Here is a 19,280-nt window from a genome sequence, read left to right as displayed (position 1 = left end):
AGGACCGAGTGGCCCCTGGCCAAGAGCTGTCCGGCCCCTCTCGCGCACGGCACCGGCGCAGGACGATGGACGCACCGGAAGGCACTTTCCGAGAGCGAGGCACGCGGTGAAGAAAACTCTGTCTCTCGGGCGGATCGCGGGTGTCCGCGTCGGGCTGCACTGGAGCGTGCTGGTCATCATCGCCCTGGTGACCCTGATGCTGGCGCGCGGCCGCTTCCCGTACGCCCACCCGGGCCAGTCCGTCGTGGCCTACTGGGCGCTGGCCGCCCTGACCGCCGTGGTGTTCCTGGCATCCCTGCTGGCGCACGAGCTCGCCCACGCGGTCGTGGCGCGCCGCAACGGCGTCCAGGTCGACGACATCACCCTGTGGATGCTCGGGGGCGCGGCCCGGCTGCGCAGCGAGGCTCCCACGCCCGGCGCCGAGCTGCGCATCGCCGCGGTCGGCCCCCTGACCAGTGCGGTCCTGGGCGGAGTGTTCGTCGGCCTGACCTGGTGGCTGAAGGCTGTGCACACCTCCGGGCTCGTGGTGGAGGCGGTCGCCTGGCTGGCCGCCATCAACATCGTGCTCGCCGTCTTCAACGCCCTGCCGGCCGCACCGCTCGACGGCGGACGCCTGCTCCGGGCGTTCCTGTGGCACCGCACCGGTGACCGTCTGCGCGCCACCCGGGGCGCCACCGCCGCGGGCCGGGCGCTGGGCTGGTTCATGGTGATCACCGGTTTCGGCGCCGTGCTGTTCGCCGGCAACCTGTCCGGGCTGTGGGCCGCCCTGATCGGCTGGTTCCTGATCGCCACCGCCACCGCCGAGGCGCACCAGGCGGAGGTGAGCACCGTGCTGGACGGCATTCCCGTCGGCTGGATCATGGCGCGCGACCCGATCACCGTCCGGGCCACGTCGACCGTCGAGGAGTTCCTGTCCGGCGGCCCCCTCGGCCGTTACCGGCACTCCGCCTTCCCGGTGCTGGCCGCGGACGGCACGGTGGCCGGGCTGGTCACCGTGCACATGGCCGATCGGGTCCCCGCACGGGAGCGTACGACCACGACGGTCGGGCAGCTGATGCGCCCGCTGTCCGAGGTCACGACGACCACGCCCGACGAGCCGATCGCCGAACTGCTGCCCCGCCTGGACACCAGCCGTGAGCACCGGGCCCTGGTGCTGGAGGACGGGTCCCTGACCGGCATGGTCTCCCTCACCGACGTGGGCCGGCTGCTGACCTGGCTGACCGCCGCATCGGGCACCGGTCGGCCCTCCCCCGGCTCCGGCGGCCCGATGGGGCCGGCGGGAGGGGCCGGCCCCGGCCCGTTCCGCGACCGGACGAGCAGGTGAGGCGCCATGCCGAACGTGACCACAACGGACCTGTACGAGGTGACGATGGCCCTGTCCTACCTCCGCGAGGGGATGGACCGGCCCGCCACCTTCAGCCTGTTCGCCCGTGACCTGCCGCCCGAGCGGGGGTTTCTGGTGAGCGCGGGCCTGGAACCGGCCCTGGACTTCCTCAGCGGCTTCCAGGTCACCGCCGACGACCAGCGGGACTTCGCCGTCGCCCTGCACCGACCACCGGACGACCTCGCCGCCCTGCGCGGACTGCGCTTCACCGGAGAGGTGCGGGCCGTGCCCGAGGGCCGCGCGGTGTTCGCGGGCGAACCCCTGCTGGAGGTGACCGCGCCGATCGCCGAGGCGCAGCTGGTGGAGACCTTTCTGCTGAACCAGGTCAGCCACCAGACGAGTGTGGCGTCCAAGGCCGTGCGCAGCGTCCTGGCCGCGGCCGGGCACCCGGTGATCGACTTCTCGCTGCGCCGCACGCACGGGCCGTCCGCCGGGATGCAGGCCGCCCGGCTCGGCGCCCTGGTCGGTTTCGCCGGGACCAGCAACGTCGCTGCCGCGGTCCGCTGGGGCCTGCCCGCGTCCGGCACCATGGCGCACTCCTACATCGAGGCGTTCCCGGACGAGGAGAGCGCCTTCCGGGCCTTCGCCCGCGCCCATCCGGGGCCGGTCACCTTCCTCGTCGACACCTACGACACGGAGCACGGCGTGCACGTGGCGGCCCGGGTGCTGCGGGACCTCGGCCGCGGCCCGGGGTGCGCCATCCGGCTGGACAGCGGCGACCTCGGAGACCTGGCCCGCCGGTCCCGGCGGATCCTGGACGCCGCGGACCTGCCCGAAGTGCGTGTCATCGCCAGCGGCGGCCTCGACGAGTACAAGGTGCACGAGCTGGTCCGCGCCGGGGCGCCCATCGACGTGTACGCGGTCGGCACGCGGGTCGGCACGTCGGCGGACGCTCCCTACCTCGACTCGGCGTACAAGCTGGTCGAGTACGACGGGCGTCCCGTGATGAAGCTGTCGCCGGGCAAGGTGACGGCCCCCGGGCGCAAACAGGTCCACCGCCGTCCCGGTGGGCCCGACCTGATCGCGGTGTGGGACGAGCCGGCACCGCATGGAGCGGAGCCGCTGCTGCGCACCGTGATGCGGGACGGCCGTCGCACCGGGCCGCCCGACAACCTCGCCGCGGCGCGCGACCGCCTGACGGCCGATCTGGCCGCGCTGCCCGAGGAAGCGCGCCGCATCCGCGCGCCCCGCGCACCCGTGCCCGAGACGTCCGAGCGCCTGCGGGAGGTGACGCAAGCCCTCCGGCAGCACCTCGTGGACCGGCAGGGCCTGGCCCCGTCCCCGGCCGAGCGGCCCTTTTGAGCCGGAGCGAGCGGTCCGGTCCTCCTGAGCCGACGGCAGAGCGACACGGCCGCGGCCGACCATCGCCGTGTCGTGGCCGACGGCCTCGCCGCACAGGGCCTCGCACAGGAGGGCTACGCGGGGGGCTTCGCCGCACAGGACGGCCTCGCTGCGCCGGGGGGCCTCGCCGCGGCGGGCGGGCCAGGGGCCGGAAGGGCGCGTAGCCGGCGCCGCGCGAAGCCGGCGCCGCGCGAAGCCGGCGCCGCGCGAAGCCGGCGCCGCGCGAAGCCGGACAGACGCAAACCGGACAGGCGCAAACCGGACAGGATGCATCCTCCCGGACGCCAACCCGTACGGGATGCTCCGACCGGACGCCAACCGCAGAGGCGCACAACCGGGCGACGCAAGCCGGACAGGTACGAAACCGGGCGGAGGCAAGCCGTTCGGCGCGCAGCCCGGCGTCCGCGAAGCGGGGCGCCGAGTGAGGCCAGGCCCGCCGTGAAGCCGGACGAGCCCGAGCCCGTACAGGCGCGCCGCCGGTCGCCGCGCGGAGTACGCAGAGCCGGGCGACCGGGAAGCCGGACAGGGCGCGGCCGGACGGCCGGGAAGCCCGGCCGGTTGTGCTCAGCCGCCGTGTGTGGCGTTCCGCGCAGCCCAGCGGCGGCGCACCGCCTCCTCGTGCTCGGCCTGTTCCAGCGCCTGGTCGGCGGCCGCCAGTTCCTGGGTCAGCCGGGGGATCCAGTGGCGGCGCAGGGCCCGCACGCGCTGCCGGGTGCGCAGGGCCTCGGCGGCGACCAGTTCGGCGGCGGTGCGCGCGGCGGCGTACTCGGCCCCGGTCCGCACGGCGGTCCGGTACTCGGTCTCGGCGTGGGCCAGGGCGGTGTTGGGGGCCAGTGCCTCGCCCGGTTCCCGGACCGGGGCGGACCAGGTGACACCTGTGGGATGACGCAGGCCCATCAGGGCGGACCACTGGACCTCGAGCGTTCCCGGCCGCGCGGGAACCGCCTCGGTCAGGGCCTGCTCGCCGCCGATCACCAGTCCTCTCAGCAGCCACTCCTCCGCCGCGGCGATCTCCTCGCGCCACCGCTTCCCGGCGACCCGGGCCGCGTCCTCCAGGGCGGTGCGCCGCTCCAGCAGCAGGCGCAGCTTCCGCTCCAGCAGGTCCGCGCCGCGTTCCGCGGCGGCCAATCGCCGGCGCAGCCGCAGCCGGGCCGCCCGTCCGGGAGAAAGCCGCTGCCGGGCGCTCACCGTTGCGCCCCTCGGCCAGTGGGCTCGCCACCGCCGGTCACCGGACCGCCGCCAGGGCAAACGGCCGGAAGCCCGGGACGACTCCGGGCTGCCCCGTGAGTCACCCTTTCCGCATCCGGCGTCCGCCGGTCCGTCACCGGGCCGCCTCCTTCCCTGCCGGTCCCGGGGCTCCGGCGTCCGGCGCGCCGGTGCGGGGGGTGGTGTCCCGCGTCGGCGGCGGCCCGGGTTCCAGGTGGTCGCGCAGCAGGTCCGCCGGGAGCATGCCGAGCTGGCCCGGGGGCAGGCGCAGCAGGACCTGCCAGGCCCGGTCGAGCGCCTCGGTCAGCGGGCGGTTCTCGTCCGGCCGCTGGGCGACGAAGTCGCGCAGGAAGGCCTGCTCCATCTCCAGGTGGCGGCGGTCGGTGCCGCTGAGCGCCGCCTCTCCGATCAGGTCGGCCAGTTCGCGCACCTGCCGGGCACGCGCCAGTGAGGCGATGAGCTGGGCGGCGACCGCGGGATGGTCCTCCCGGGTGCGGCCGGCTCCGGCGCCCGACCGCAGCAGCCGGGACAGCGACGACAACGGGTCCACCGGCGGGAACACCCCACCGGCGTGGACGGCCGGCGACAGGACGATCTGCCCCTCGGTGATGTACCCGGTCAGGTCGGGTACGGGGTGGGTGATGTCCCCGGCGGGCATGGTCAGCACCGGCAGCACGGTGACGGAGCCGGGCAGGCCCCGGATCCTGCCGCACCGCTCGTACAACGAGGCGAAGTCGCTGTAGGTGTAACCGGGGTAGGCCCGCCGCGCGGGGATCTCGCCGCGCGCGGCGGAGACCTCGCGCAGTGCCTCCGCGTAGGCGGTCATGTCGCACATCACGACCAGGACGTGCCGGCCTCCGGCGAAGGCGAGGTGCTCGGCCACGGTGAGCGCGAGGCGGGGCGTGAGGAGCCGTTCGATCACCGGGTCGTCGGCGGTGTTGAGGAACAGCACCAGTTCCCCCGCCGCGGCGCGCTCCCCGAGGCCGTCGCGCACCGACAGGGCGTCGGCGTGGGTGAGTCCCATGCCCGCGAACACCACGCTGAAGGGTGCGCCGCCGCAGGAGGCCTGGGCGGCGATCTGCACGGCCAGCTCCAGGTGCGGCAGGCCGGCCGACGAGAACACCGGCAGCTTCTGCCCCCGCACCAGTGTGGTGAGCACGTCGATCGCGCCGACCCCCGTGAGCACGGGTTCGGACGGTGGCTCGCGCCGGACCGGGTTGATCGGCGCGCCGGCCACCTCGGCCGTCCCCGCGCCGAACACGGGCGGTCCTCCGTCGACCGGTTCGCCGCGGCCGTTGCAGGTGCGGCCCAGCCAGCCGGGTCCGACGGGGATGCGCATCGGGGATCCGGTGAACGCGACCCGGATGCACCCCGGGTCCATCCCGGCGGTGCCCTCCAGGGCCTGCACGACCGCCAGGTCCCGGTCGACCTCCAGCACGAGCCCGTGCCGCCGCTCGCCGCTCGCCATCCGGATGACGGCGAACTCGTCCCAGCCGACCCCCGTGACCCCTTCGATCACCATCAGCGGCCCGCGCAGTTCGCGTACGGCGGTGTACTCGACCCCGGTCACGCCACCTCCCGCAGCCGGGCCAGCACGGTGTCCCGCGCGGCGTCGATTCCCGCCGTCTCGCCCGGGCCGACCTCCTCGCGCACGCGCAGCAGCGGCGTGAAGTCGACCTCCTCCACCGCGTCGGCGCGGGGCGCGGTGTCCGCTGTCCGGGTGCACTGCTCGGCCACCGTCAGCACGGCGTCGGCGAGTGCGGCCGCCTTGGCCGGGGAGCAGTAGGCGTCCGACCGTGACAGCGCGCTCTGCTGGAGCAGTCCTTCCCGGACCAGCCGCCCGCCGAGCACGCTCATCCGCTCCGCGGGGGGCAGTGCCGTGATGCCGACGAGCTCGACGAGGTCGGCGAGCCGGTCGGCCTCCGCCAGCAGCCGGGCGATGCGTTCGCGCCGCCCGGCCCAATCCGGGTCGGCCTGCCCGGCTGGGCCGCGGGCGAGGACGGCGGCGTCCCGCGAGAAGGATTCCGCCCAGGACACCGCCGGATAGTGCCGGGCGTAGGCCAGGTCGCGGTCCAGCGCCCACAGGCATCGCACGAAGCGCTCGGTGTGGGCCGTGACGGGCTCGGTGAAGTCGCCACCGGGCGGCGAGACGGCGCCGAGCAGCGTGACCGATCCGGTCGCTCCGCCGAGGGTCCGTACCGCTCCCGCCCGCTCGTAGAAGGCCGCCAGTCGTGAGGCGAGCCCGGCCGGGTAGCCCTCCTCGGCGGGCAGTTCGCCCATCCGTGCGGCGAACTCGCGCAGCGCCTCGGCCCAGCGGGACGTGGAGTCGGCGATCACCACCACGTCCAGCCCCATGTCGCGCAGGTACTCCGCCACCGTGGCGGCGGTGTGCACACTGGCCTCGCGGGCCATCATCGGCATGTCCGAGGTGTTGGCGATGATCACGGTGCGGTCGGCCAGCAGACCGCCCGTACGCGGGTCCTCCAGCCGGGACAGTTCGGCGATGACCTCGGCCATCTCGTTGCCGCGTTCCCCGCAGCCGACGTACACGATCACATCGGCGTGGCACCACTTGGCGATCTGCTGCAACAGCATGGTCTTGCCGGTGCCGAATCCGCCGGGAACGGCGACGGTGCTGCCGCGCGCCACCGGGAACAGCAGGTCGATGGTGCGCTGCCCGGTGATCAGCGGGGTGCGGGCCGCGAGCCGTTCGCGCACCGGTCGCGGTCTGCGCACCCCGGAGCGGGTGCCCAGTCGTACGGCCTCGCCCGCCACCACGGCCACCACGTCCTCCTCCCGGTACCGGCCGCCGGGCGCGACCTGTGCGACGGTGCCGGAACAGGGGGCCAGGACCCGCAGCCCGGGCCCGGCCGCCACGTCGCCGAGGACGTCGCCCTGCCCGACCCGGTCCCCCTCCGCGACCCGGGGGACGTAGGGCCAGGTGCGGGGGTCGCCGGCGTCCTGGACGAACGAGGTGCCGACGAGCCGGTCGCCGGCGGCGGCGAGCGGCCGCAGCAGGCCGTCGAAGACGCCGCCGAGCAGCCCGGGTCCCAGGCGCACGGTGAGCGGACGGCCCTGGGGGTGGGCGGGCTGTCCGGGAGCCAGGCCCCCCGTGTACGCGTAGGCCTGGGCGGTTACCAGGCCGCCCTTGATGGCGACGACCTCGGCGGGCAGCCCGGACTGCCCCAGCAGGACCAGGTCGTGCATGGCGGTTCCGGGCACGTATCCGAACTGGACCAGGGGTCCGGACACCCGGATCACCGTGGAGGTCCCGCCCGAGCCGGCCGTCATGGCGTCCACAGCTCCTCCACCCGGGCCCCGAAGCGCTCCAGGGCGCGCTCGGCGAGAGCGGTGAGGGACAGGTCCAGCCGACGTCCCGGTACCTCGGCGACGATCCCCCCGTCGTCCCCGGGGGTGACCGTGGCCTGCGGGCCGAGCACCTGGCGGGCCCGCCGCGTCAGTGCCTGCCGTGTCTCGTCCCGCCGTTGCGCGGCCGCGGCCCGGACGCCCTCGGCGGCGCGGTGGCAGAACTCCTCGAAGACCTCCTGGCGGGCCCGCAGTTCGTCCTGCGCGGCGTCGCGCCGGGCGCGGACGACTTCCCGGGCCGCGGACGCGATGCCCTCCCGGCGGCCCGCCTCGTGCGCCCGCGCCTCCACCTCGGCGGCCCGGCCGCGGGCCGCGGCCAGCGTCGCCGCGGCGTCCGCACGGGCCTGGGCGAGCGCGGCGGCCTCTGCCTCACGGGCCCCGGTGAGCAGCGCCGCGCGGACCGGTTCCAGCGCCTCGCCCGCGCGGGCGCTCAGTCCGGCCATACCGGCAGCACCACCGTCAGGGGTCCGCCCTCGCCACCGCGCTCGCCCAGCGCCCGCGCGGCCCGTGGTGTGACGACGACCAGTTCGACGTCCGCGGGCAGCGCGCTCCAGGCGGCCCGCGCCTGCCGCGGATCCTCGGCCTCGTGCACGTCCACTCCGGCGAGGGCGAGTCCGCGCACCCTCACCCGTTCGCCGATGGCGGCCACGGTAGCCATCTCCTATGCCTTCGCCAGCAGCAGGATCGCGACGACCAGGCCGTAGACGGCGATGCCCTCGGCGAGGCCGACGATGACCATGGCCCGGCCGAACAGCTCCGGCCGCTCGCTCAGCGCCGCCAGGGCCGCCGCGCCGGTGTACGCCACGGCGATGGCGGCGCCGATCGACGCTCCGGCCACGGCGATGGCGGCGCCGATGAGGGCGGCGCCGTTGGGTCCGGCGGACCCGCTGACGGCGGCGGCACCGGCCGGTGCGGACAGCGCGGTCAGCACGAGGAGGACGGCGCCCGCGAGCAGTACGGCGTTCGCGGCCAGCACCCACCTCAGGGCGTGCCCGGGCCGTCGGCGCGCGAGGAGTCGTACGGCCGCGAAGACGGCGACGAGGAGAGGCAGGACGATCAGCCACGCGAGCATGCGGTCACCTCCGGATCGGCGGCGCCCCGGACGGGGTCGGCCAGGGGGACGTGCCAAGGGCGGAAGGGCCGGCCCTGGGACTCGAAGAGCTGGGAGAAGATCTCGTAGTACTCCAGGCGCAGCGCCTGCACACCGGCCACCAGCGCCTCCAGGGCGAACGACGCGGCCGTGCCCACGGCGAACAGGACGCAGGCGCCGGCGAGTCCGGCGCCGCCGTGCCCGGCGAGGCCCGCGGTGCCGCGCCACACGAGGTCGGCCAGAGCGGCGTGTGTGAGGCCGAAGGCGGCCAGCCGTGCGAAGGAGACGGTGTTGGTACCGACCCGTACGACCACGTCGAACAGGCGCACCGCCGTCTCGGTGCCCCCTTCGGGGCCGCCGCCCGTGGTGCGGAAGACGCCGGTCGCCGTCAGTGCCAGTCCGAGCGCGGCGAGGCAGCCGCCCGCCGCCGCGAGGGCGGCGCGGTGCGTGGCCAGGGCCGCCGCGGCGAGGGCAAGACCGAGATAGAGGGCGAGGCCGGCGCAGCCCGTCGCCGCGTACAGGGCTCCCGAGGGGCCGTGCTCACGCCACCGGTTCACGGCGCCCGCGCCGCGCGCCAGCGCCAGCATCAGGGCGCCGAATCCCACCGCGGCGACCAGGAGCCGCTCCGGCTGCTGCAGCGGCCGCAGCCACAGCGCCGGCAGCACATCGGTGCCTCCGAAGAACTCCCCGTAGGCGAAGCCCATCAGGACGGCGCAGGTCCCGGCGCCCATGAGGAAGGGCCAGGCCGGGCGGACGGCGGCCAGGCGGCGCGGCGTCCGGCGCCACAGCAGCAGTCCGAGCAGTACCAGCAGGGCGCCGTGACCGACGTCGCCGAACATGATCCCGAACATCACGACGTAGGCGATCCCGGCCGGCCAGGACGGGTCGGCATCCGCGTACGGCACGGTGCCGTACGCGGACACGAGCGGTGTGAACGAGGCACGGCGGGGGTCGCGGGCCTCGCGCAGGAGTGTGGGGGGATCGACGCCGCGCGGGCGGCGTACGGGGACCAGGGCTGCACCGGCACCCTGCAGGCGCCGGGCCAGAGGGGCGACCGCGCCGGCCGGACACCAGCCGGCCAGTGCCGCGATCCCGCCCGTTGTCACGGCGCTGCGTGCGCGCTCCTCCAGCTCCGCCTCCCCCTTGAGGAGCGCCGCGGCCGGTCCCGGGCCGTCCTCGTCCGCAAGGGGTGGATCCGAGGCCAGCAGGGGCGGGCCCGGGTGGCCGCCCGCCGCCTGGAGGCGGTGCGCGGCGGGCCCCGGTTCGACGCCCTCCGCGAGGTCCGGTTCCATGCAGCCCTCGTCGGCCACCCGCACCAGGGCCGCCCGCAGCCCTGTGCGCGGCGCCACGAGGACCACCCGGCGCATCCTGACCGGCAGCAGGGCCTCAGACCAGGGCACCGGGCACCCCCTCTCGCGCGCCCCCGCGCTCGGCGACCGCCAGGGCCGCGCGCACCGCCCAGCAGTCCGCGGACAGCACGGCGACGGCGCCGACCACGGCGGTGGCGTCGTGCCGGGCCGTGTGCATCATGCCGCGGCCGTCCGTCCCCAGCGTGTGCCACCAGTGTGTCTCGGCCCGCCAGAGGTCCGTGGGGGTGTCGACGTCCGTGACGGCCCAGCGGGCCGCGGACGGCAGCGCGCGGCGGAAGTCCTCGTAGCCGGACGCCTCCAGGGCGCGGGCGCCCAGCACGGCGGCGGCGGCGCGCCGGGCGGTCTCGCCCAGCCGGCGTCGGTGCACGTAACGCTCCCGGGCGGTGACGAGAGCGGCGCGGCCCGCGGCCCAGCGGCGGGCCGCGGGTACGGCCGTGGCGGTGCGCTGAGCGGCCGTCAGCCGCATGGTGGTCAGCACGGAGCCGGCTGTCTCGTCCCCGGGGTCGCCCCAGGAGGAGGCCGCGAGCGCCGCCCGGAGCTCGCCCGGAGCGGCCGCCCGGGCGAGGGCGCGCGAGGCGGTTGCCAGTGCCCCCAGTTCGTAGGCGGCCGGGGGCGCCGACCCGCGTTCCGTACGGAACCTGCCGGCGACGTTGGCCGTCTCGAAGCCCGCGGCGAGCGGCCGCAGCATTCGTACGCCGTCGCGGGGCAGCCACCCGGCGAGCACCCGCAGATGCCACAGGAGGGTCTGCGACACGGCCCGCTGCGCCTGGGACAGCCCGGCCGTGCCGCGCAGCCGGGCGTGGTACGGCGTGGCCGCCAGGCGGCGCAGCGCCTCGTCGAGATCCCCGCTGCGGGCCAGGTCCCGGGCTCCCTCGGCCCCCACGCAACGGGACGCCAGGGCGCGGGCTCGGATCGCACCCGCCACCCAGCCCGTGCTCACTCGGGTCCCCCGGTGCCGTTCAGGTCGCGCATGGCGTCCTGGACGACGAGGTCCACCAGGGCGGGCATACGGCTCTCGGCCCGTCGGCGCAGGCGGTGTGCCGCCGACCGGCCCGCGCGGCGGATCTCGTCCGCCTGCTCCGTGACGGCGCCGCGCCCGGCGGCGAAGCCGGCCTCATGGACCTCTGCGCGCCGGGCGAGGGCCCCGGCGACGATCTCGTCGGCCTGCCGCCCGGCCTCCTGCCGTATCCGCCCGGCCTCGCGCTCGGCCTGCTGCCGGATGGCGGCGGCCCGGTCCTGCGCGGGATCGAGGAGGTCGAAGAGCGGCTGCAGTTCCGCCGCCCGCTGGGCACCGCGGTCGGCGGGGACTCCCGCGGCGGCGGCTCCAGCCGTGCCGGCGGGACGGAAGCGTGCGAGGAAATCGCGGAATCGCAACACCGTCTTCTCCCGTGGACTTGTTCTCCAGTCTCAGCCTCCGCCCCTGCCCTGTCCTCCGCAGAGGGGCCGGGGCGCCTCAGTCCGTGGGCCGTCCGGCCCTAGGCCACGGTCCGCGGGCGGCGGACGGTGGGGCGTGGGGGTGGCTGCCACAGCTACGACTGGAGGCTGGCGTGAACGAACGAGAGACGTACTCCGCCGGAACGGAGGCTCGTCGTGACGTCCCCAAGGGGCCGCCGAGGGCGTCGGAGGCAATGCACGAGGAGATGCTGCTGCGCTATCTGAGCGCGATGTCGGCGGTGTCCACCCGGCATGCCGCCGCCCGGGGCCCGGCGGACCGGGCTCGGGCCGAAACCCCCGGCCGGCCGGGAGGGACCCACTCCGGCGCGACGGCCGGGACCGGTTCCAGGCCCGCGGCCGGGGGCGGAACCCGGGCCGGGGCCGAACCGGAGGCCGGGGCCGGGCCTGCGCCCGGGGCCGGGGCCGGGGCCGGGGCCGGGGTCCGCCCGCCGGTCCCGGCGGCCGCCGGACCCGCTCCCGCGAAGGCCGGGGCGACCGGGACGACCGGGACGTCCAGCCCCCTGGAGGTTCGTGACGTGATGCAGGTGCCCGCACCGTCCGTCGGCTGGGAGCTGCCGTTCCAGGACGTCGCGCGGGTCCTGGCGCGTGAGCATGCGGGGTCCGTGGCGGTGGTGGACGCCGACGACCGGGTCGTCGGGGTGGTGTCGGAGTCCGATCTGCTGGCGAAGGCGGCCGTCGAGGCAACGGAGGAACGGCCCGGTCCCCTGCGGCGCATCCGGGAGCGCAGGCTGCTGGAGAAGGCCCACGGTGACTCGGCCGAAACGCTCATGACGAGCCCGGCGATCACGGTGCTGCCCGGGACGTCCGTGGCCGAGGCGGCGTGGCTGCTGGCGCTGTCGCGGCTGAAGAGGGTGCCGGTCACGGACCACGAGGGACACCTGGTGGGGACGGTGCACCGCAACGCCCTGCTGCACGCGCTCGTCCGGGACGACGCCGGCATCCGTAAGGAGGTCCGCCGCCTGACGGCACAAGTCGGCGGCCCGGCCACGGCCGACGGGGTGGAGGTCGACGTCCGCGGCGGTGTGGTGGATCTGCGCGGCCGGATGCCCAGTGCCGCCGCCGCCCGGCTGGTGGCGGAGGTCCGGGCCATGGACGACGTGGTGGAGGTACGCGACCACCTCACGTCGGCTTGAGCACTGCCTGAGCCGCGGAGGAGCGTCCTGGGCGTCCGGGACGTCCGGAGCCACGCAGGTGCCCGAGCCACCGGGAGACCTCGGCGGCACCTGGGCCGGATGGCCTGCGCAGGACGTCAAGCGGTACCCCAACGGCCCTGCCGCCCGGAAGCCCCCCGAGTGAGGGTGGAACTGACAGCCGGAGGTGAGGACGATGACCGCGAAGGAACCCACCCGGCATCCGCTGTGGCGTCTGCGGCACAACCCGATGCGCCGCCGCGAGGACCTGGTCGAAGGCTGGGTGCTGCTGGCCACCTGGGTCGTCATCGCGGTGGGCGGCCCCGTCGCCGGGGTGGCCGGCGCGCACGCGACCGCCGACTCCCTCACCCGGCAACGCGCGGAACGGCACCCGGCCACCGCCGTCCTCGTCCGCGAGGAGCAGCCGGGCGGCAGCGTCCGCCTGGGCACCACGGACGACCGGGTCATGGGCACGGTCCGGTGGACGACGCCGGACGGCACCCGGCACGAGGACCGCACCCTGGTCGAGCCCTCGCTGAAGTCGGGCGACCGGATCGTCGTCTGGGTGGACCCGCACAACCGGGTCACGGTCCAGCCGCCGACTCCCGCGCAGACCACGACCCAGGCGGCCGCCACCGGCGTGGTGGCGTCCTGCGCCGTCACGGGAGCCGCGGCCGGCGGGTACTACGCGGTTCGTGCCGCGCTCGACCGGCGCCGCGCCCGCGCGTGGGACACGGAGTGGCAGAAGGTGGGGCCGCAGTGGGGCCGTACGGCACGCTGATCCGGCGCGGCCGAAAGTTCCGGAGCCTTCGGGCCCGTTCCAGTTCGGGAGATGCAGATGACGCAGACCGATGGCCGCAAACCGATTGTGCTCGGTGTCGACCCCGACCCGACCAAGCGTATGGCCCTTGCCTGGGCGGCCGACGAGGCGGACCGGCGCGGGCTGCCGCTGCTGCTCGTCCACGCGCAGGGTGTGCCGACCCCCGGGTACCGGCCGCACGGAGGGCTTCCCTCCTGGGAGCACTGGAAGACGGAGCTGCACCTGGCCGGTGAGCAGGTCCTCAAGGACGCGGTCGCCTTCGTCGAGTCGCGGCACCCGCGGGTGGAGACGTCCGCACTGCTGGCCGAGGGGAACCCGGCGTGGGTGCTGCGCGAGCAGTCCCAGCATGCCACGGCGGTCGTGGTGGGGTCCTGGCACCTGAGCGCGACCCAGGAGCTGTTCACCTCCGCCGCTGTCGCGCTGCCGCTGGTCGCGCACGCTTCCTGCCCGGTGGTGGTGATCCCCGGGCCGGAGCACGTCACCCAGCAGCCGCCGTACTTCGTGGTCGGCGTCGACGGCAGTCCGCACTCCGCCGCCGCCATCGACCTCGCGGTCGAGGAGGCCTCCCTGCGCGGCGCGATGGTACGGGCGCTCTACGTCTGGGCGCCGCCGATGCTGCGGATCTTCGACGAGCACTCGGCCATGGAGGAGTGCCGGCGGCTGCTGTCGGAGACGGTGGCGGGGCGCGGTGACCGGCATCCCGAGGTGGAACTGCAGCACGAGGTCGTGCAGGGGCACCCGCTGGAGGTCCTCACGGAGGCCGCCGAGCACGCCCTCGGCCTGGTCGTGGGCACACGGGGGCACGGCGGCTTCACCAGCATGCTGCTGGGCTCCGTCACCCAGGGCGTACTGCACCAGGCCCGCTGCCCGGTCTTCACCGTGCCGCACACGCCCACTCGGTAGCCGGCGCGGCCGCCGCCGGCGCCTCCCCGGCCGGACACCTCGGCGGCCGGGCGGCGGCCGGTGTGCTGTGAGATGTTCGTGCTCGTGGACCTGGACGCTGTCGCCGACGAGCTGTACGGGCTGCGGCCGGAGGAGTTCACCGCCGTACGGGACGCCCGCGCGGCCGCGGCCCGCGGGGCCGGGGACCGGGCTCTCGCGCGGCGGATCGGTGCGCTGCGCCGCCCCAGCCTCGCGGCCTGGGCCGCGAACCTGCTCGTGCGCGAACGGCCGGAGGAGATCGAGCCGCTGCTCCGGCTCGGCGAGGGACTGCGCCGGGCGCACCGCGACTTGGACGGGGCGCAACTGCGCGAGCTCGGCCGCCGACAGCGCGTGCTGGTCAGCGCGCTGTCCCGGCAGGCCGGGCAGCTGACGGCGGAGGCCGGCCACCCGATCGGCGAGGCCGCCCGGCGTGAGGTGGCGAACACCCTGCACGCCGTCCTCGCCGACCCCGCGGCCGCGCGGGAGTGGGCGGCCGGGCGGCTGGTCAGACCCTTCGAGCCGGCCACCGGGTTCCCCGGCACCGCCGAGGGCGCCGCGGGGAACCGGCCTTCCGCCCCGCCCGCCGGGAAGCGCCCGGCGCCCACCGGGAAGCCGTCCGCATCCGCCGCGAAGCCGCCTGCGTCCGCTGCCCGCCGCGGCGGCAGGGCCGATGCGGAGCGCCGCGGACGGCTCACCCGGGCCCGTGAGGAGGCGCGGGACGCCGGGCGGGAGCTCGCCGCCCGCGAGCGCGAGGCACGAACGGCCCGGAGCGCGGCGGACGCGGCCGGAAAGCGGGCGGGCCGGTTGCGGGAACGCGTCGGGGAGCTGACGCGGGAGCTGGAGCGTGTCGAGGGCGAGCACCGCGAGGCGCACACCGCCGAGAAGCAGGCGCGGGACCGGATGCGCACCGCCGAGCGCGCCGTGCGCGAGGCCGGGCGCCGCGCGGAGACCGCCGCGGCGCGCGCCGAACGCCTGGCGGCGGAGGAGGACGATGCGGGGAGACGGCGCTGAGTGCCACGGGGCTCACGCCTCCGGCTTCTCGCCCCTGTCCGCGTGCGGGGGCGGGTCGAAGTGCACGGTGATCTTCTCGAAGCCCTTGAAGGACTCCGTGGCCGCGTAGGACCGGTAGGCCCGCCGGTCACCCGGGCTGAGGTGGACGCGGTCGGTGAACGGGCTCAGCAGGCTTCGCGGCCAGAGCCGCATGCACCGCACCGCGCTGATCTCCGCCGTGAGGAGGTACACCAGCGCGCCGAGGTAGATCCAGGCCAGCAGGCCGAGCACGATGCCGAACAGGCCGTACGTCGCCGTGGTGCCCCGCAGCACATGTCCGACGTAGTACGTGCCACCCCACAACAGCACCTGCCAGGCGCACGCCCCGCCCAGCGCCGTGCCGTACATCAGACGCAGCGGCAGCCGGCGCCGGGTCAGGAGGCGGTAGCTGACCAGGAGGAGTCCCGCGTTCAGCAGGACGGCCAGGACCGCGGCGAGGACACGTACGCCGAGGGCCGGGCGGGCGCCGAAGAGACCCGCGGCCGACTCCGCGGCGGCGGACAGGGCCGTGGTGACACACAGGCCGGCGCCGAGCAGCGACAGGAACTTCAGCCCCTTCAGCCGTGAGCGCAGCGGGTCGGGGCGGGCGTGCCGCGGCACCGCGAAGATCTTGTTCAGGGCGTACTGCGCGGCCTGCGCCACACCGAGCGCGCCGTACACGCTGCCGGCCACACCGACCGCGACCGCGATGCCGCTGCCGTGGAAGGAGTGGATGTTGTGGCCGACCTGGTCGCCGATCACCGGGAACTCGCTCAGGGCCGAGTTCAGCACCGTGTGCTGCAGACGGGGGCTGCTGTGCAGGACTGCGCTGAGCACCGCGACCAGGAAGAGCATCAGCGGGAACAGCGACAGGAAGCCGTAGTACGTCAGCAGCGCGGCCAGGTAGGCGGCCTGGTCGTCGTAGAACTTGTACACCACGGCCAGCGGCAGGCCCGCCCAGCGGTGCCGCCGTTGGTAACCATCAAGCCGGGCCAGCACTCCCATGCGCTCTCCCACCCCGTCGGCCGTGGGTCCGCCCATGCCGGACGCCACCCCATCCCGGTGCCCTGGCCAGGCGGTTCCATGCCTGGGCCGGCCCGCGGCCCGGCCGGCCGGGCTGCACCGCCTCGAAGCCCTTCGTGCAGGATGCCCGGGCCGGCCCGCACGGACGGCAAGTCGTGCGAGAATGCGCGGATGGGCTCGATCACCGATTCCGCGCCGGTCACTCTTCGTCCCGCGTCCGCCGATCTGCGGCCCGTCATCGAGCGGTTGGCCCAGTTGTACCGTCACGACATGTCGGAGTTTCTCGGCCATCTCCCTACGGCCGACGGGAAGTTCGGGTTCAGCAGCTTGCCACGGTTCTTCGAGGAGACGGGGCGGGGGGCGCTGTTGATCCAGTACGGCGGGGCGCCGGGCGGCTTCGTCCTGACCCGTTCGATGTCCGGGGGTGCGACCTCGATCTCCGCGTTCTTCGTCGTACGGGCGCTGCGCAGGCGCGGGGTCGGCCGGCAGGCCGCGCTCCAGCTGCTGTTTTCCCGGCCCGGCGCCTGGGCGATCGCCTTCCAGGAGGCCAACACGGGCGCCGCCCGATTCTGGCGTGGCATCGCCGGGGCCGCCGTGGGCTCCGCCTGGCACGAAGAAACCCGCCCGGTACCTCCTCCTGCCCCCGCGGGTCTGCCGGACGACACCTGGATCCTGCTGAACACGGCTTCCTGAGGCCGTCCCTCACCGGCCCCCCGGCCCGCTCCCTGCCCGACGAGCTGGGCCGGCCGGCGCCCGGACCCGGCCGCTCGGACGCCTGCGCATCGGTCACCGCCGCTCGGAGGTGCCCGACGCGCGGTCCGACGAGGGCCATATGTACGGCAGGTCGTCCGGCACCCCGGGGAACAGCGGGGCGTAGGTGTCCGGATCCTTGCGCACCAGTGCCGACCGGTGGCTGCGGTGCAGGGTCTCGCTGCCGAGCCAGGGCGGCAGCTCGCCGGCGGCGGCCAGATCCGGCTGGGAGCGCACCCGGGTGCCGGGGCGGACGGCGGCGAGATCGGCGACGAGCGTGGCCGCACAGCTGTCCTGATGGCCGTACTCCCGCCAGACGCGGCACACGTCCAGTCCGTAGCGCACCAGCGCTTCCTCGTAGCCGGCCCACATGCGCACCGCCGGATGCCGGCGCCAGCCGTAGCCGGGGACCGTCAGACCCCGCAGCACCTGCAGTGCCTCGACCCGCTGTTTGCCCAGTCGCCGGCGGTCGAGCACCCGCGCGGACTCGGTGAAGTCGGGATAGGGCAGGAAGGTCTGCATGGAGCCGTCCGGGGGGGGCGAGGTCGAAGGTGACGGGTGGACCCCCCTCCCGGACAGTCTCGCGCCTGGCGCGCCCTGCCGCCCGCCCGCGTTCGCCTTTGCGCTGGACGGCCCAACGCACTGGGCCGGAGGGGCGCAGGGCGCGTGAGCGGTGCGTGGGTGGTGGAAGGAATGGCGCACGTGCGAGTCCGAGGAGGCCGGATGCCCGATGCTGTGGTCGAGGGTGGCCCTTTCCGTGCTGCCGCCGTGGACGACGGGGCCGTGACCGCCGGTCGTGCCCGGCAGGCCCTCGATCGGCTGGGCGCGGTGGCCGACGCGGTGCTCTACGAGGGCTACCTGCTCTACCCGTACCGCCGTTCGTCGGCGAAGAACCGGGTCCGGTGGCAGTTCGGGGTGCTGCTGCCCCGGAACTGGGTGGAACGCGACGCCCCCGTGGCCGTGGGCCTGTCCGGCTCGGCCGACTCCTGGTTCCAGCGGACCGAGTGCCTGCTCCGCGTCCGGCGGCCCGACGCCGTCGTACGGGTGAAGGTGCGCTACCTGCAAATGCAGCACAAGCAGGTGGAGGAGGCCGGCCCGGACGGCCGGTACCGCGCGGTCGAGTCGCTCGGTACGGACGACGGCGCGACGCATCTGACCTTCGACGAGGCGGTGCCGCGCGAGGCCGGACTCGTCGTCGCACTCGACGACCTGCTCCGCCGGGAGCACACCGCCCCGGTGGGGGCGGCGGCCGGTACCGGGACCGAGCGGCTGCCCTCGGGCGCCGGGCGCTTGGTACGGCGGCGCGAGGAGATCCGTGCGAGCACCACCCTCGGGGCCGAACGGCTCACGGACGGCCTCGTCCGGCTCCGCGTCCGCACCGAGAACACGGGCCGGGCAGCGGATCCGGGGGCTCCGCGGGACGAGGCGCTGCGCCAGGCGCTCATCGCCACGCACACCCTCGTGGGCGGCGCGGGAGTCGAGTTCGTCTCGCTGACCGACCCGCCCGCGGAGTTCGTGGAGCACGTACGCGAGTGCCGCAACGCGTTCACCTTCCCCGTCCTCGGGGGCGATCCGCCCGCCGGCCGCGAGCGGACCGGGGACAGCGGGGTCGCGGGGGCCACCGCAGGCACCGCGGACGTCCTGCTCTCGTCGCCGATCATCCTTCCCGACCATCCCCAGGTCGCCCCCGAGAGCCCGGGCGATCTGCACGACGCCGCGGAGATCGACGAGATCCTGACGCTGCGGACGATGCTCCTGACCGACGAGGAGAAGCGCGAGGCACGCGCCACCGATCCGCGCGCCGCCCAGATCCTGGACCGGGTCGACACCATGCCCCCCGAGGTCTTCGCCCGGCTGCACGGCGTCATCCGCTCCCTGTCCCCGGCCGCTCCCGCGGTGCCGGCGGCCCCCGGGCCACCGGCCGGCCCTGGCGGCCCCGCCGCCGAGCGGGCCGCCTGGTGGCAGGAGGGCGGCGACGACGGGCTGTCCCCGGCGACCGACACGGTGCTCGTCGACGGCGTGCACGTGGGCGGCGGCAGCCGCGTCCGGCTGCGCCCGCGGGGCCGGGGCGCGGACGCCCAGGACATGTTCCTGGCCGGACGGACGGCCCAGGTCGCGGGTGTCTTCCACGACGTGGACGGCAGCGTGCACCTCGCCGTCGCCCTCGACGACGACCCCGCGTCCGAACTGCACACCTGGTACGGCCGGTTCCACTATTTCCGGCCCGAAGAGCTCGAACCGCTCCGAGACCACACCGACCCACAGCACACGCACAGCGAGGGGCAGTAAGCCAGATGACCGCAACCGAGTCCCGTGCCGGGGAGCGCAAGCCGGCGCAGATCGTGGACATGTCCTGGGATCCGATCACCCGGATCATCGGGAACCTGGGCATCTA

The 19,280-nt window shown here is 75.5% G+C and carries 19 protein-coding genes; 8 read left to right on the top strand and 11 right to left on the bottom strand.

Annotated features, from left to right (window positions below; all coding sequences use genetic code 11):
• Nucleotides 1–106: 106 nt before the first annotated feature.
• Nucleotides 107–1,324 carry a site-2 protease family protein gene (locus ACH4UM_RS38810; protein ID WP_398190462.1) on the top strand — a complete coding sequence of 406 codons (1,218 nt, stop codon included), beginning with the start codon at nucleotides 107–109 and terminating at the stop codon, nucleotides 1,322–1,324.
• Between the two features lie 6 nt (nucleotides 1,325–1,330).
• Nucleotides 1,331–2,686: a nicotinate phosphoribosyltransferase gene (locus ACH4UM_RS38805; protein WP_398190459.1), complete on the top strand. Its 1,356-nt coding sequence runs from the start codon at nucleotides 1,331–1,333 to the stop codon at nucleotides 2,684–2,686.
• A gap of 603 nt (nucleotides 2,687–3,289) precedes the next feature.
• Here the strand turns inward: ACH4UM_RS38805 and ACH4UM_RS38800 are convergent.
• The 9 genes from ACH4UM_RS38800 to ACH4UM_RS38760 all read right to left on the bottom strand — a co-directional run bounded on the left by ACH4UM_RS38800 (nucleotide 3,290) and on the right by ACH4UM_RS38760 (nucleotide 11,131).
• Nucleotides 3,290–3,913: a V-type ATP synthase subunit D gene (locus ACH4UM_RS38800; protein WP_398190456.1), complete on the bottom strand. Its 624-nt coding sequence runs from the start codon at nucleotides 3,911–3,913 to the stop codon at nucleotides 3,290–3,292.
• 133 nt (nucleotides 3,914–4,046) lie between these two features.
• Nucleotides 4,047–5,501 (bottom strand): V-type ATP synthase subunit B, encoded by a 1,455-nt coding sequence (locus ACH4UM_RS38795; RefSeq protein ID WP_398190453.1) that lies wholly within the window; start codon nucleotides 5,499–5,501, stop codon nucleotides 4,047–4,049.
• Entirely contained in the window at nucleotides 5,498–7,222 is a 1,725-nt protein-coding gene (locus ACH4UM_RS38790) for a V-type ATP synthase subunit A (RefSeq protein ID WP_398190451.1), read from the bottom strand. Before ACH4UM_RS38790 ends, ACH4UM_RS38795 begins: the two co-directional genes overlap by 4 nt.
• Nucleotides 7,219–7,740: a hypothetical protein gene (locus tag ACH4UM_RS38785; protein ID WP_398190449.1), complete on the bottom strand. Its 522-nt coding sequence runs from the start codon at nucleotides 7,738–7,740 to the stop codon at nucleotides 7,219–7,221. The genes ACH4UM_RS38790 and ACH4UM_RS38785 overlap by 4 nt, the downstream gene beginning before the upstream one ends.
• Nucleotides 7,728–7,955 (bottom strand): hypothetical protein, encoded by a 228-nt coding sequence (locus ACH4UM_RS38780; protein ID WP_398190447.1) that lies wholly within the window; start codon nucleotides 7,953–7,955, stop codon nucleotides 7,728–7,730. The genes ACH4UM_RS38785 and ACH4UM_RS38780 overlap by 13 nt, the downstream gene beginning before the upstream one ends.
• 3 nt (nucleotides 7,956–7,958) lie before the next feature.
• A complete protein-coding gene (locus ACH4UM_RS38775) occupies nucleotides 7,959–8,369 on the bottom strand; it encodes an ATP synthase subunit C (RefSeq protein ID WP_398190444.1) in 411 nt (136 codons plus the stop codon).
• Nucleotides 8,354–9,787 (bottom strand): V-type ATPase 116kDa subunit family protein, encoded by a 1,434-nt coding sequence (locus tag ACH4UM_RS38770; RefSeq protein ID WP_398190441.1) that lies wholly within the window; start codon nucleotides 9,785–9,787, stop codon nucleotides 8,354–8,356. The genes ACH4UM_RS38775 and ACH4UM_RS38770 overlap by 16 nt, the downstream gene beginning before the upstream one ends.
• A complete protein-coding gene (locus tag ACH4UM_RS38765; protein WP_398190439.1) occupies nucleotides 9,774–10,697 on the bottom strand; it encodes a hypothetical protein in 924 nt (307 codons plus the stop codon). The genes ACH4UM_RS38770 and ACH4UM_RS38765 overlap by 14 nt, the downstream gene beginning before the upstream one ends.
• The gene (locus ACH4UM_RS38760; RefSeq protein WP_398190436.1) at nucleotides 10,694–11,131 is read right to left on the bottom strand and encodes a hypothetical protein; all 438 of its coding nucleotides are present in this window, start codon (nucleotides 11,129–11,131) and stop codon (nucleotides 10,694–10,696) included. The genes ACH4UM_RS38765 and ACH4UM_RS38760 overlap by 4 nt, the downstream gene beginning before the upstream one ends.
• 173 nt (nucleotides 11,132–11,304) lie before the next feature.
• On the opposite strand from ACH4UM_RS38760, the gene ACH4UM_RS38755 reads away from it, so the two are divergent.
• The 4 genes from ACH4UM_RS38755 to ACH4UM_RS38740 all read left to right on the top strand — a co-directional run bounded on the left by ACH4UM_RS38755 (nucleotide 11,305) and on the right by ACH4UM_RS38740 (nucleotide 15,094).
• Nucleotides 11,305–12,345, top strand: a complete 1,041-nt coding sequence (locus ACH4UM_RS38755) for a CBS domain-containing protein (RefSeq protein WP_398190433.1) — start codon at nucleotides 11,305–11,307, stop codon at nucleotides 12,343–12,345.
• Between the two features lie 193 nt (nucleotides 12,346–12,538).
• Complete coding sequence (locus ACH4UM_RS38750) at nucleotides 12,539–13,123, top strand: hypothetical protein (protein ID WP_398190430.1); 585 nt, start codon at nucleotides 12,539–12,541, stop codon at nucleotides 13,121–13,123.
• Nucleotides 13,124–13,180: 57 nt separating this feature from the next.
• The gene (locus ACH4UM_RS38745; protein ID WP_398190427.1) at nucleotides 13,181–14,065 is read left to right on the top strand and encodes a universal stress protein; all 885 of its coding nucleotides are present in this window, start codon (nucleotides 13,181–13,183) and stop codon (nucleotides 14,063–14,065) included.
• Nucleotides 14,066–14,149: 84 nt separating this feature from the next.
• Nucleotides 14,150–15,094, top strand: a complete 945-nt coding sequence (locus tag ACH4UM_RS38740) for a hypothetical protein (protein WP_398190424.1) — start codon at nucleotides 14,150–14,152, stop codon at nucleotides 15,092–15,094.
• 12 nt (nucleotides 15,095–15,106) lie between these two features.
• On the opposite strand, the gene ACH4UM_RS38735 is transcribed toward ACH4UM_RS38740, so the two are convergent.
• Nucleotides 15,107–16,153 (bottom strand): YihY/virulence factor BrkB family protein, encoded by a 1,047-nt coding sequence (locus ACH4UM_RS38735; RefSeq protein WP_398190421.1) that lies wholly within the window; start codon nucleotides 16,151–16,153, stop codon nucleotides 15,107–15,109.
• Nucleotides 16,154–16,405: 252 nt separating this feature from the next.
• Between ACH4UM_RS38735 and ACH4UM_RS38730 the strand changes: the two genes are divergently transcribed.
• Nucleotides 16,406–16,828, top strand: a complete 423-nt coding sequence (locus ACH4UM_RS38730; RefSeq protein WP_398190418.1) for a GNAT family N-acetyltransferase — start codon at nucleotides 16,406–16,408, stop codon at nucleotides 16,826–16,828.
• Between the two features lie 93 nt (nucleotides 16,829–16,921).
• Here the strand turns inward: ACH4UM_RS38730 and ACH4UM_RS38725 are convergent, their stop codons facing one another.
• Nucleotides 16,922–17,407, bottom strand: a complete 486-nt coding sequence (locus tag ACH4UM_RS38725; protein WP_398190415.1) for an MSMEG_6728 family protein — start codon at nucleotides 17,405–17,407, stop codon at nucleotides 16,922–16,924.
• 201 nt (nucleotides 17,408–17,608) lie between these two features.
• Here ACH4UM_RS38725 and ACH4UM_RS38720 point away from each other — a divergent pair, with 201 nt between their 5' ends.
• Nucleotides 17,609–19,174, top strand: coding sequence for a hypothetical protein (locus tag ACH4UM_RS38720; RefSeq protein WP_398190412.1), 1,566 nt, complete (start codon nucleotides 17,609–17,611; stop codon nucleotides 19,172–19,174).
• Nucleotides 19,175–19,280 lie beyond the last annotated feature (106 nt).

It is taken from the genome of Streptomyces sp. NPDC020801, from assembly GCF_044334385.1.
Lineage (GTDB): Bacteria > Actinomycetota > Actinomycetes > Streptomycetales > Streptomycetaceae > Streptomyces.
Note: the sequence above shows the minus strand (reverse complement) of the source record. Positions and strands in the feature narration are given on the sequence as shown.